This is a genomic window from Bacillus sp. FSL K6-0042 (assembly GCF_038006685.1).
Taxonomy (GTDB): domain Bacteria; phylum Bacillota; class Bacilli; order Bacillales; family Bacillaceae_G; genus Bacillus_A; species Bacillus_A pseudomycoides.
Genome location: NZ_JBBOVS010000006.1, coordinates 21,824 through 35,539, shown reverse-complemented (window position 1 = coordinate 35,539; position 13,716 = coordinate 21,824). Strand labels below are relative to the sequence as shown.

Genomic DNA, 13,716 nt, shown 5'->3' with positions numbered 1-13,716 from the left:
TGCCCCTAACAAGGATTTAAAGACCATGCTATTTTTAGCTACAAATGCGTAAAAAGAAAAAAGCCAAATCTATACAGAATTTGGCTTTTTTCTTTGGAGTTCATGTAAATAACAACTTGAACCCACTACTCTTTTTCAAATGTAATTGTATTTTAGCATATTTTAAACGTTTTGTTGTTAGATTTTTTAACTTATCAGAAAGTTCCGGGTGAATATTTGGAACAATCTTTATCCTATGATATTGCCCCCTAACTATTTGTATATAATAGAAAGTAAAACTAAGTTCATGACTTTTTATAATTTGTAAAATTAATCATTAAATTCTTATAGCTAATGTGTACCAAAAGGTGTGTTTTGTTTTCGGTATAAACCTAAAATTATTTTCATACCTTTTGGAACAAAAAATAGAATCCTTATGATAAGGATTCTGCAACAGGAAACAACAAATATATAGAAGTAAGATAAAGAGAATTACTTATTATCATAATATCATATATATGTATAATGTAATGTTGAGAAAATGTTAAGAAATGCTCGAATCATTCTCATATGTATTATGTAGTAATGGTTGAAACTGCTTGTTTGTAAACGAGTTGCTGTTTACCACGAACCATCATACCCAGAATCGTTTCCGTACCCAAAATAGGTGCAAAATTGAGCGTAATAGGCATTCGCCAGTTTTGGCGGATAGCGTTCAACAAATTTGCAGGAGGTTGAAATATGGTAGATAATTGAAAAGGTTAAGTAACAACATTAGAGAGGAAAACAAGCGTGAAAATGTTCGGAAAAGTAATCATATGCACGGCCGGAATTTTAGTAGCTGGATTTTTACTTGGGACTGGGGCCGCTGTCATGTCTGGACTTAAAGTAGATATACCGTTTATAGGCGGATCAGTAAAAAAAGACGCTGAGAGCCCGGAATGTATCGAAGCTAAAGAAAAATATGAGCACTGGGTCACGGTCGGTACTGATGAAACTATGAAATACCATTATCTAGGTAAGATGGAAAAAGAGTGTGGTAATAAAACAACGGATCAATCTAACAAAGTCGTTATGTCGAAAGACGAAAAGCAAGCAGAACAACAGGAAAAAGATCAAGTGGAGGAAGTAAAAACGCCAGCCGTTGAAACTACACAAGAGGCGCAGACAACCGAAGACAACAAAACGGCTCAGGTGAAAGCGAAGGAAGAAGCGGCGAAACAAGAATCCGAACCGAAATATTGTGGTAGTCCAGAAGCACAGATAACTTGTGACCACGTAAAACAAGAATGGGAAAATGAACAAAAGATAGAGCAACAACAAAAAGAACAATTGGAAGAAGTGAACAACAGACAATTATCCCAGGATGTAGCTAATCAATTAGTGATCGGAACGAACTTTATGAAATATGATTCATTGCTACCATTACCAGTAGATGTACAGTCTGGAATAGATGGAACGTCAATTTACATTTACAAGCAAGGTAACAAACAGTTACGAATGACAGTTGCGGCAACGGATCGTATTACAAATGTGAGTTATACAGAATAACAAACAAAGGTAGAAAAACTCCCATAAAAGACAATTGAAAATCCACAAACAGATAAAATAAAATAGATCATGGGGTCCCGCCACATGCCCATCAACTTAAGAAATTCGTTGTTACCCAAAACTAAAAAAATGAGCTAAATTGTTATAAATAATTGTAGATAGATAAAGATTTTCATTTACGGGGTACTTCATAACCTTAGCTTGATAGTGATGTGGCGAGACCCATATACTGAATATAAAATATGAAATTTTACATATTTGCGTATTAGGTAATGGTATTAACTTAGAATTACTATATGCTAGATTAGAGGTTTATACTCAAAGTCTATAATGTTTTAATGGAAGTAACAGCCATATATATCCATTTCAATTCTTCGACATACCTACTATGCAGAATACAACATGATCTGCACTTGCTTTCTCATATTGATGTGGTGGGAAAAGTCATGACCGTTTCTATACGCGGTCAGATGCTCCCTTTCAAAATTATATATAGGTATAATTTTGACTTGTATGAAATAAGAGAGGGGGGATAAGTAAATTTAAGAAGTAGCCATAGTAAGAAGAATTTTTATTGTATTAACGTAATAAAAGGATACAAAGGGCTAGTGAGGAAATCGACGTTTCGTATGAACGTTAGAATGGATTTAAATGAAAGGACTGATTTATATGAGTAGAAGAAAGAATCATAGATTACAAAAACCAATGAAAGTACTTATGACATCTGCTGTTTTGACAACGACATTATTTACATCTATGACTGTAAATAATTTGAACATTTATGCTGAAACTACACAAACCCAGGCACAATATGAAGAGAGAAAGTTTGAACTTCCAAGTACAGGACATTATATGGGTGAAGCAGCAAGAGAAAGAAGAAGTGAGCAACGAAACTATGTGCCAACAGGAATTTATGTAAAACCGAATGAGCAAGTCACAATTGAAGTATCGGGACTATCAGGATTAGAAAAGCTTGGAGCAACTATTGGGACAAATGAATATGATAAAGAAGGGGGAAAAGCATTTCGTCTTTCTCCTGGTTCTAACACCATCTCCTCTCCAAACGGTGGTTTATTAGGGTTTGATAACTCTGAAGGGAAAGGAACTGTTAAGGTGAAAGTAACACAAGGCGGGTGCCCTGTTCCATTCTTTGAATTAGGGAAGCATACGAAAGAGGACTGGATTGCTATGATGGACAAGTATCCAGATGCGCATGCTGTTCAATTAAAGTCAAAGAAAGCAGTACTTACTGTTACTCGTGATAGTGCCAAGAAATATATTGTGGATCAAGATCCTGTTCCCCTATTAGAAAAATACGATGAAATGATTCGAGCGCAAGATAAAATATCGGGACTTTCTGAAACAAGTTCTAATCCGTTACATCGTTCAACTCGCCGTCTTTGGGCTTTTGTAGAGAACCCTAACAACCCACCGGGCATGTACATGTATGCAGGTCGGGATGGAGTCGTATTTACTACTGCTTATGACGCAATTAAAAGTGCTTTAAATGTAAATGAATTTGGATGGGGACAAATGCATGAAGCAGGACACACAAGGCAACAATACCCTTGGACGTGGGCTTCGAATGGAATGACTGAAGTCACTGTTAATATATATTCTTTAGCTGCACAAAAACAATTATTCCCGAATCAACCAACACGTTTAGAAAAAGAGGGGGATTACGATAGAGCCTCTAAATACTTAAAACAAACAGATAAAGAGTATAAAAATATTGATGACTTGTTTGTGAAACTTGTTATGTTTTGGCAACTTCATTTAGCATATGGGGAAGATTTTTATCCGAACCTTCACAAACTATATCGAGAGTTACCAAAGGATAAACTTCCAGAAACTGATGAAGATGAAATACAAGCATTTATTTTCAATACATCGAAAGTAGCGAAACAAAATGTACTTCCATTTTTTGATCAATGGGGACTGAAAGCATCACAAGAAACGAGAAAAAAAGTGGAAGCATTGAACTATCCAACATTAACTGCCCCTATATGGGAAGCGACGGATGCGAAACCTGTTAAACCAATTGCCGCGTATGGTCCAAGAAAATAATGAAAGCAAGTGTGTGATCTAGCTAGTAATGCAATCGATGACAATCCAAATGGTTCTGGTGCAAAAATCATTTGATAGAGACATAGAAACCTACATAGACTGTTCAATGGCAGATTATGATGCAATTCCAAACAATTTATGTATGAACCTAACTTCATTTTGGGCAGACTTCACCTGTGGGTGAAGTTGTCCTTTTTTCATCATATGCATGGTTTCAACGCCACTCAATATAGAAGTGGCTGTTTCATATGACTTGAATCCTAACATAGAACGCACACGTTTCTTAATGAAACGGTGATCCTGTTCCACTATATTATTGAGATATTTAACTTGCCTTATTTGTATGCCATCAGGCATACGTTTCTCTTCTTTTAATTCTTGAATTGCTACAGGATAGGCTGGGTTCTTGTCTACTGTTATAACGCGAGGTTTACAAATATGAGAAGCAGCCAAGGCTTTCTTGAAAAAGCGCTTGGCTGCTTGTTTATCTCTTGATTCACTGAGATAAAAATCAATGGTATTTCCTTCTGAATCGACTGCGCGATATAAATACATCCATTGACCTTTTACTTTCACATACGTTTCATCGACTCTCCAGGAATCATTTGTTGTCTTAAGATGACGTCGTACTCTTTCATCTAATTCAGGTCCATATTGATGCACCCAACGCATAATGGTGGTGTGAGCAATAGACAAACCTCGTTCCTCCATCATTTCCACCAAATCACGAAAACTTAGGTTGTACCGTAGGTACCATCTTACCGTTAATAAGATAATATCAGGTTGATAGTGCTTCCATTTGAAGAAATTTTCCTTTTTCATACCGATCACACACCTTTTTTAGAGTAATAGTATCAGTATGTCCAAGATTTAGAGATTATTTGCAATTCCCCTGAAGTTTTTGCACCAGAACCAAGAAAAGCAATGTTTAAATGATTTGGAGAGCCAAAATCTAAAGTTGAATAAAATAATCACTCAAATTTTGCGTTTAGGAAAAAAGCGGGTGTTCAGATTCGTTTGTATGACGAGATAGGGGGCAAATTAATGCAATTATATTAAATAAAGCTAAGCGCTTATAAAGAAGAAGATAGAGCGTTATAAGTGATTTTGGTTAAATCTGTAGGTATTTTATTTTATTTTTCATAAGAATAAATGTAAAATTCTACATACCGTATTTATAATAAAAAACAAATTAACCGAATTTAGGGGTTTCCTTGCTTTTTGTTTGGAGTGCTGGCTCGTCGTGTGGGGACGAAACCCCACGTACTAAACGTATCAAAATTTTGAGTAAGAACTATTTTTGAACGAATGATCTAAGCGGTTCGGCTCGTATAATTGCTAGTCCAAGTCGAGAACAATTGCTTTTCTTTTTGTCCTTCGGCTTGGCGAAAAAAGCGAATCGAGCCGAAAAAAGTTTGGCAAGGATTGTTTTTTACTGCAGTAACGAAGTGGAGCAGTAAAAAACAAAAAATACTACCTGTTCCTTGCGGAACTTTTAGCTTTTTCAGGTTTAGGGTTTTAAAGCCCGCCCACCGCCATTAAGGGGTAGCATCCCGAAAATGCGGATTTACAACGTTAAGTTGTTTATAGTATTAAAAATGAATAACTTAACAACGATAAGGATTTTAAGACAAGTCATACGAGACAGTCGCAAACCTTATTTGAAGCAAAATCAGTTAAGTGTCAATAGAGTAAACCCTATTGATACAGGGATTTCTACCTTGACGTTGTAAATCCGCAAAATCCTGATGCTACCCCATATAGTATCTGTTTCTAAAGCATTTCTATTATGAGAACAGAAACGATGTGCGTTTTCAAAGTTTTTTTTCACTACTAGATTCTCCCTTTTTTTGTTTTTGCTTTTATATCTTATAATGAATATTGTATTCGTAGAGAGTTTACATAATGTCCTATTATAAGAAGTTAGATATTCCCATAGTCCCCATGATACTAACATTCTGTGCATGACTTAAGATCTATCCTTCTATTTTACTTTCTAGTAATTCTTTTATATATTGCGTTTAGATGTTCAGGTGTTAAACTATTTGTATATTATCTAAATATCCATCTGAACAGAAAAACAAGGAAACCCTTGTTTTTCTGTTCAGATGTTCAGATGTTTAGATGTTTAGAAGGATGGTGATCTGAACAGTGCAACAAAAAGACTGGTTATCAGCTGAAGAAGTAGCCAAGGAAATAAAAGTATCAGCTATGACTATAAAACGAAACTGTCAAACCTACGGTAGTTTTTTAAATTTCCAACAAGGTGAAAAGAACAAGTATTTAATTCATCAAGAATGTATACCTGTTTTTCAATTTATAGCTAAAATGAGAAATAAAAGAAACCTCCAAACAAAACAAATTATTAAGCTCCTCAGTAAAGAAGGATTACCTGAATATATAGACATTGAACCTATCCAAATAACTAAACAACAACCTGAACAGATCCAAGTAGGAGAAGTAGTTGTAGCTATTCAGGAATTGGATAGAATTGTTGCTGAAAGAGTATCTGAACTGCTTAAAAAACATGAAGAAAATTTAAAGGAATGGTTAACTGAACAGCAAAAACAACAACAGGATTTTCAAAAAATTGATGAACGTGATCAAAACCTAATGGCTATGATCCGTGAAAACCAGGAGACTAAAAAATTGCTTGCAGCCACCCAACAAAAAAAGTGGTGGCAATTTTGGAAATAGAAAAAGCCTTGCTTATATGCAGGGCTTTTTTATACAGAATTCTATACAGATTTTTGTACTAGTGAGGTAATTTTTCCCAAATCACCGAAAAGGGGGAATAAGATTGATTCATTATAAATTTATATGTTATTTCAAAAAGTACACTTTATGACAATGCTGAAAATCTAGACTATTTCATTTCAAAAATACAACTTAATAATGTTTGAAACATGTCAATGCAATTGTATATATTTTGAAATGCATATTTTAAAAAGCACCCCAAAATCTTTATTGATAAGGATTTTTCACAATACGTTTTTCTTATTCCCCCTTTTCGAGGGGATAGGCAAAAACACCCTAAAAGAAAAATTCATTATAAACAGAAATTTTTTCTAGAATAACTGATTATCGACATTAAATTATGCAATTTTTCATGATGTTACAAATTTTTTCGTTTTCTCTTTTTTCGACAGCAATAGACAGTATACTACTTTTTAAAAGCGCTTAGTATTTTTAGAAATTATACGAGGTAAATATCATGAAAAACAAAAAAAGAAGAGCTACAGTTGCATTAATAATAGGATTATAAAGTACATTTTTCTTGAGTGGCTCCAAAAGTAAAGAATCGTTGCCGTACCCCTTATTAACAATACAAAGAAAGGGAACCTGCTACATCCTCATATGCAATATTGCATATGAGGATGTATTGATAAAACATAAGCACTTACTATAATATAAATCACATCGTAGCAACAACAAAAGGAGGTGAAATCATATGGCAATCGCAATGGCAGCTTTAAAATTTATCGGTGGGATCCTTCCACTCGTACAGGAACTTTTAAAAGCAGTAATGTAAGTTCGTTATTCAGCAATTATTTATACAAATGATCTGTATAGCGAAGATGAATCAAGGTCCAGATGAGAGGAGGTGAAATCATATGGCAATCGCAACGGCAGTTTTAAAATTTATCGGTGGGATCTTTCCACTCGTACAAGAACTTTTAAAAGCAGTAATGTAAGTTCGTTATTCAGCACAATTATTTATACAAATGATCTGTATAGCGAAGATGAATTAAGGTCCAGATGAGAGGAGGAAATCATATGGCAATCGCAATGGCAGTTTTAAAATTTATCGGTGGATTACTTCCATTCGTACAAGAGCTTTTAAAAGCAGTAATGTAAGTTCGTTATTCAGCAATTATTTATACAAATGATCTGTATAGCGAAGATGAATCAAGGTCCAGATGAGAGGAGGTGAAATCATATGGCAATCGCAACGGCAGTTTTAAAATTTATCGGTGGGATCTTTCCACTCGTACAAGAACTTTTAAAAGCAGTAATGTAAGTTCGTTATTCAGCACAATTATTTATACAAATGATCTGTATAGCGAAGATGAATTAAGGTCCAGATGAGAGGAGGAAATCATATGGCAATCGCAATGGCAGTTTTAAAATTTATCGGTGGATTACTTCCATTCGTACAAGAGCTTTTAAAAGCAGTAATGTAAGTTCGTTATTCAGCAATTATTTATACAAATGATCTGTATAGCGAAGATGAATCAAGGTCCAGATGAGAGGAGGTGAAATCATATGGCAATCGCAACGGCAGTTTTAAAATTTATCGGTGGGATCTTTCCACTCGTACAAGAACTTTTAAAAGCAGTAATGTAAGTTCGTTATTCAGCACAATTATTTATACAAATGATCTGTATAGCGAAGATGAATTAAGGTCCAGATGAGAGGAGGAAATCATATGGCAATCGCAATGGCAGTTTTAAAATTTATCGGTGGATTACTTCCATTCGTACAAGAGCTTTTAAAAGCAGTAATGTAAGTTCATTGTTCAGCAATTATTTATAAACAATTATCATACCTTAATACGAAAAAAAGAAGGGAATGAATTTTTTGAAAATTAAAAAAAGTGTTAAAGGAATCAAATTATTAGCATGTTTATTAGTTAGTTTAAGCACTATTAGTTATTCATCTATTTCCTTTGCGGAAACAAAAACAGGTAATTCAGCTGGTGCAACAAAAAAAGCTAGTAACATTGATACTGGTATAGCAAATCTTAAGTATAATAATCAAGAGGTTTTAGCAGTAAATGGTGATAAAGTAGAGAGTTTTGTTCCAAAAGAAAGTACAAATTCAAATGGTAAATTTGTAGTAGTTGAACGTGAGAAAAAATCACTTACAACTTCACCAGTCGATATTTCGATTATTGATTCTGTGGCTAATCGTACATATCCAGGAGCAGTACAACTTGCAAATAAAGCTTTTGCAGATAATCAACCTAGTTTGTTAGTAGCTCAGAGAAAACCTTTGAATATTAGTATAGACTTACCTGGCATGAGAAAAGACAATACAATTACTGTCAAAAATCCTACATATGGTAATGTGTCTGGTGCAGTAGATGAATTAGTATCTACTTGGAATCAAAAGTATTCAAAAACACATACGTTACCTGCAAGAATGCAGTATACAGAATCTATGGTGTATAGTAAATCTCAAATAGCAAGTGCTCTTAATGTTAACGCTAAATATCTTGACAATGCACTGAACATTGACTTTAATGCTGTTGCAAATGGAGAGAAAAAAGTGATGGTTGCGGCATATAAGCAAATCTTTTATACCGTAAGTGCAGAACTACCTAACAATCCATCAGACCTTTTTGATAATAGTGTTACGTTTGACGAGTTAACTCGTAAAGGGGTAAGTAAGGCGGCTCCGCCTGTTATGGTATCAAATGTTGCTTATGGTAGAACAGTTTATGTGAAATTAGAAACATCATCTAAGAGTAAAGATGTACAAGCTGCTTTTAAAGCCTTAATTAAGAATCAAAGCGTTGAAGCGAGTGGACAGTACAAAGATATTTTTGAAGACAGTACCTTTACCGCTGTAGTATTAGGCGGAGATGCAAAAGAGCATAACAAGGTTGTTACAAAAGATTTTAATGAAATCCGAAATATCATTAAAGATAATGCAGAATTAAGTTCTAAAAATCCAGCATACCCAATTTCATATACAAGCACTTTCTTAAAAGATAACGCAACTGCTGCTGTTCATAACAATACAGATTATATTGAGACTACAACTACAGAATATTCTAGTGCTAAAATGACGCTTGATCATACTGGTGGATATGTTGCTCAATTTGATGTATCTTGGGATGAATTCTCATATGATAAAAATGGTAAAGAAGTACTAACCCATAAAACTTGGGAAGGAAACGGCAGAGACAGAACTGCTCATTTCAATACAGTCATACCACTTCCGCCGAATTCAAAAAATGTAAAAGTCGTAGCAAGAGAATGTACAGGTCTTGCATGGGAATGGTGGAGAACAATTATTAATGAACAAAATGTTCCATTAACAAATGAAATTAAAGTTTCAGTTGGAGGAACAACATTATACCCAAGTGCTAATATTAGTCATTAGGTAAAAGTGAAGCGCCCTGTAAACAGGGCGCTTTTTCAAATATATCATACTTCTCTATATAATCATTGTAGCTATCACCTCTCAAAAATAAGTATTTTCTGAATGATCGGATATTAATCAATTTTCGCTGTTTTTTTGCTGGAAACTTCCCTAAAAATGTACGTTTTAGATTTCTTGTATGTAGTCTTAAGTGAGCCCTTTAACTCGTCTGTAAAAGTATACCTTTACAGATACATAGAATCATATAAAAACTCACGTCTATAAATGTCTATTTTAAACTTTACAGATATCTGTTTATTCTATATACCTTTACAGACATAGTTGTTATAATTATCAATGAGGTGTAGCATATGAAATATAAAATATTTGGATATGTACGAGTTTCGAGTAAAGATCAAAACGAAGAACGGCAAATTCAGAATATGAAGGATTTAGGGATAGAAGAACGAGATATTTTCATAGATAAAGAATCTGGAAAAAATATGGAGCGAGAGAATTATCAAATGCTAAAACGTCTTGTTCGTACAGGAGATACCATTGTGTTTGACTCTTTGACAAGACTTGGAAGAAACATGAATGATACATTAGAAGAATTTAGATATTACGAAAAACATAAAGTAAATTTACAATTTATAAAGGAACCATACATTAACGTCAATTACACTGGAGAAAGTACAAATGATGTTATTCAGAGCGCAATTCAAAAAGCAACACTGACAATATTATCTGCCTTTGCAGAAAAAGAGCGCATTGATATTAAACAACGTCAAGCTGAAGGAATTGCTCTTGCTAGGAAGCAAGGTAAACGTTTAGGACGTCCGCCTGTCGAAATAACAGAAGAATTTATGGATGCTTACAAAGAATGGAAATCCGGTTCAATTACAGCCGTAGGAGCTATGAAAAAGTATGGCATCAAACGTTCCTCATTTTATAAACTTGCCAAACAGTATGAGGAAAATTAAATTGTATATGTTTTGACATATTCATTTTAAAATGTGGATGGGACCCCTTTTAACAAAACCGGAGTGGAAATGATGAGTATAAATAGTTTTGTGGGATTGATAAAGGACAAATTATTAAAAGAGGTAAGCATAAGAAGTGAGGATGAATTCGAGCCTGTAGTAGTTAAAGATATTCCTAGACTTTGGAAGTGTTTAGGGACAGGTAATTATGCCGCAGTATTTATGCACAAAGAATACAAAGATTGGGTAGTGAAAGTTTACGCGCGAGAAGGAGAAGGAATTGAAAAAGAGTCAGAAGTATACCGAAGAATCGGAAATCATCCTTCTTATTCGAAGCTTATATATAAAGGAGAAAATTTCATAGTATTGAAACGTTTAAAAGAAATTACCTTATACGATGCTATTCATAAGGGGATTAAAATTCCTAAGCAGGTAATCCTTGATATCAATGAAGCTTTAGAGTATGCAAGGGAACAAGGATTAACTCCTTGTGATGTTCACGGGAAAAATGTGATGATGGAAAACGGAAGGGGATATGTAGTCGATGTATCTGATTTCTTAAAAACAAAAGAAGATAGTAAGTGGAGAGACCTAGAAAAGGCATATTTTACATTTTACTTGCCTTTCATTTATAAATTGCCTTTCCCTGTTAAAATACCGTATTTCATGTTAAACATTGTTAGACGTTCATATAGAAAATATAAGAAGCTTAAAAAGAAATTCAAATTGTAAAAGGACCACATACTTATCTTTAGGTTAGATAAGTGAACCACTAGTAAACAAAAGGACCGTACATTTTAGATATGTCTAATATGTACGGTCCTAATTTTATAACTTCATGAAGGGGTACCGCCACACATCCATCAACTTAACAGAACAGGTTACCCCCAAAACGAAAAAAATGAACTTCGTTGCTATAAAAGACACAAAATTTTCGTTTAGGAGGTACTTCAAAATCTTAGCTTGATGGTGATGTGGTGCTACCCCACATCCATCAACTTAAGGTATATTTTTATACAAAATGGGGTCTTTTCACGTAATATTTTATTATCGTTTATAGATGTTATAAAAGTAGGCATATCAAATAAACCCTGACGGGTTTGAATTTTTTTACTATGCTACCTGATGAGTAGAAGTGGTATACTCATACACAACACCCAAAATGTCAAAGACTGTCTTTTTCTCGTATCGATGAGATTTTCGTCCGTTGCGCTGTAGGAGGTTAAACAGACGAAGGAGAACCTTTGATAGCTCTTGGGTGTTTTTGTGTAATGCTTGGTGAAAAAGTGAAAAATAATCTTTAATTATGTACATCGCTTTATATTCACTTAGCTCTTTCTGTTTCTTACGTAATAGGAGTTCTCTCATCTTAAACATTGTAGAAGAACATAATAGGATACTAATGAGTTGTCCATAAAGATGACATTCTAATCGCTCTTGTTTAATAGATTTACAACGATGAATTTGAAACCAGGATTTCCATATTTTAAATAACAGTTCAATTTGCCAACGTAGTGAATATAAATCATAGATTTTCTCTTTTGGTACCCATTCCGTAGGAATGTTTGTCATATATACCGTAATTCCTTGTAAAAGTTTCGTACGCTCTGTATATGTAATTCCTTTTTTCTTTTCACGAATAGCTCGATCACGTAGGCGTTTTTGTTTTTGCTCCTCCGTACATTTATAAACCACAATGCGAGTAGGTAGTTTGTCTTTGCTCCCTACATATACATCATGTAATTCATACACTTGGCCAGGTTGTAATTGGTTCATAATGTCTTCCAAATGAATTTGTATATATACCGGCCTCAGTTGAGCGGGTTTTGTTTTAAATATGACTGTTTCGAATTCCTTTCTATATATCTTAGTTGGTAACTTAAGACGTGATAAATAATATCCTTGCTTATCTTGAATAGACTTAAAGTCTTGTAAACGAAAATATCCTAAGTCACGAATATATAGTTCATTCTTTTGTGCCATACCTGTTCGAGTCGCACCATACGCTTGATCACTTCGTTTTCCTGGTTCAATTTTCACATCAGAAAATTCTCCACTCAACAAGTCATACTCCAGTTGAATTTTTACACCAGCTTTATGACTACATCCTCCGGCACCAGGATAAGTAGATGCAAATCGATCCGGCACTTGAAATGTTGTAGAATCAAGGATAAGAATACGCTCAAAGTAAGTAGAAAGAGCATGAGAAATCTTAGATAATCCCCCAATTTTAGCTTGTAGAAGTGTAGTAAATACAGTTCGAAAGAAGGCTACAGAAGCCGAGTTAAATCGCCGATTAAGTCCCTCAGGACTTAATAAAATTCCTGTTGAAGTTTCTAATTGACTACAAAGTTGAGTAAGAGAGGTAGTAGCGATTTGTTGATTTAACCATACACACAAAGATAAAAAATGGTGCCCATGGCACTTACGTTTTCGTTTCATTCCGCCTGCTTCTATAGCTAATTGATTAAGTGTAGCAGGAGACATATAGCGATATAACTCTTCGGCAAATAAAGACAACTCTTGTTTTTGATGCATATTCATAAAAAGCATGTCACCCTTTCTCATTAACATAAGAGAATAGTAACGTGCTTTTAACTTCAAGAATAGTCTAAATCCTTAAGTTGATGGATGTGTGGTGCTACCCCATCACCATCAAGCTAAGAAAAGCAAATACCCCAAAACGAGAGAATTGACCTCCCGAGGTGAACTGTATAATTTTTTTTGTTAGGGGGCGTTATAAAAAAGAAATACCCTTTCCTATAATCGATGTTGCATGAGCTTAACTTGACGGCAATGTAGATTTAAAATAAAGTTTGATAATTTATAATAAAGATTGATAATTAGTAAAAGAGTTTGATAAAAAGGTCTATTTTGTAGGGAAATTGCTTATGCATAAAATAAAGCTAATTTTTTGTATACAGTAGCTATAAACTCTCTCGAGATTTGGAAAATAGATTCGCGAATCAACCAGGTTTCCAACCTGATGTGGTGATGAGCTGCGAAGCTATTATGAGTGCAGTGACATAATTAGGAGGTTTCCACT

Annotated in this window: 8 protein-coding genes and 1 pseudogene; 6 read left to right on the top strand and 3 right to left on the bottom strand. The window is 34.3% G+C overall.

What is annotated here, in order from left to right:
* Positions 1–554: 554 nt before the first annotated feature.
* Positions 555–629 (bottom strand): annotated as a pseudogene (locus MHH45_RS28170) (RNA chaperone Hfq); the annotation flags it as partial.
* A 148-nt stretch (positions 630–777) separates the two neighbouring features.
* Between MHH45_RS28170 and MHH45_RS27710 the strand changes: the two are divergent.
* Both MHH45_RS27710 and MHH45_RS27705 read left to right on the top strand, forming a co-directional pair.
* Positions 778–1,530 (top strand): hypothetical protein, encoded by a 753-nt coding sequence (locus MHH45_RS27710; protein ID WP_249922746.1) that lies wholly within the window; start codon positions 778–780, stop codon positions 1,528–1,530.
* A 669-nt stretch (positions 1,531–2,199) separates the two neighbouring features.
* Positions 2,200–3,597, top strand: a complete 1,398-nt coding sequence (locus MHH45_RS27705; RefSeq protein WP_077295691.1) for a M60 family metallopeptidase — start codon at positions 2,200–2,202, stop codon at positions 3,595–3,597.
* 114 nt (positions 3,598–3,711) lie between these two features.
* On the opposite strand, the gene MHH45_RS27700 is transcribed toward MHH45_RS27705, so the two are convergent.
* Positions 3,712–4,419 (bottom strand): IS6 family transposase, encoded by a 708-nt coding sequence (locus MHH45_RS27700; RefSeq protein WP_088094660.1) that lies wholly within the window; start codon positions 4,417–4,419, stop codon positions 3,712–3,714.
* 1,329 nt (positions 4,420–5,748) lie between these two features.
* Between MHH45_RS27700 and MHH45_RS27695 the strand changes: the two genes are divergently transcribed.
* The 4 genes from MHH45_RS27695 (at position 5,749) to MHH45_RS27680 (ending at position 11,402) form a co-directional block, all read left to right on the top strand.
* Entirely contained in the window at positions 5,749–6,294 is a 546-nt protein-coding gene (locus tag MHH45_RS27695) for a DUF3967 domain-containing protein (RefSeq protein WP_088094661.1), read from the top strand.
* A 1,875-nt stretch (positions 6,295–8,169) separates the two neighbouring features.
* Entirely contained in the window at positions 8,170–9,708 is a 1,539-nt protein-coding gene (locus tag MHH45_RS27690; RefSeq protein WP_340863752.1) for a thiol-activated cytolysin family protein, read from the top strand.
* A gap of 350 nt (positions 9,709–10,058) precedes the next feature.
* Positions 10,059–10,670 carry a recombinase family protein gene (locus MHH45_RS27685; RefSeq protein WP_016131761.1) on the top strand — a complete coding sequence of 204 codons (612 nt, stop codon included), beginning with the start codon at positions 10,059–10,061 and terminating at the stop codon, positions 10,668–10,670.
* Positions 10,671–10,742: 72 nt separating this feature from the next.
* Positions 10,743–11,402 (top strand): serine/threonine protein kinase, encoded by a 660-nt coding sequence (locus MHH45_RS27680; RefSeq protein ID WP_340863750.1) that lies wholly within the window; start codon positions 10,743–10,745, stop codon positions 11,400–11,402.
* Positions 11,403–11,783: 381 nt separating this feature from the next.
* Here MHH45_RS27680 and MHH45_RS27675 read toward each other — a convergent pair whose 3' ends face one another.
* Positions 11,784–13,214, bottom strand: coding sequence for an IS4 family transposase (locus tag MHH45_RS27675; protein ID WP_051124587.1), 1,431 nt, complete (start codon positions 13,212–13,214; stop codon positions 11,784–11,786).
* Positions 13,215–13,716 lie beyond the last annotated feature (502 nt).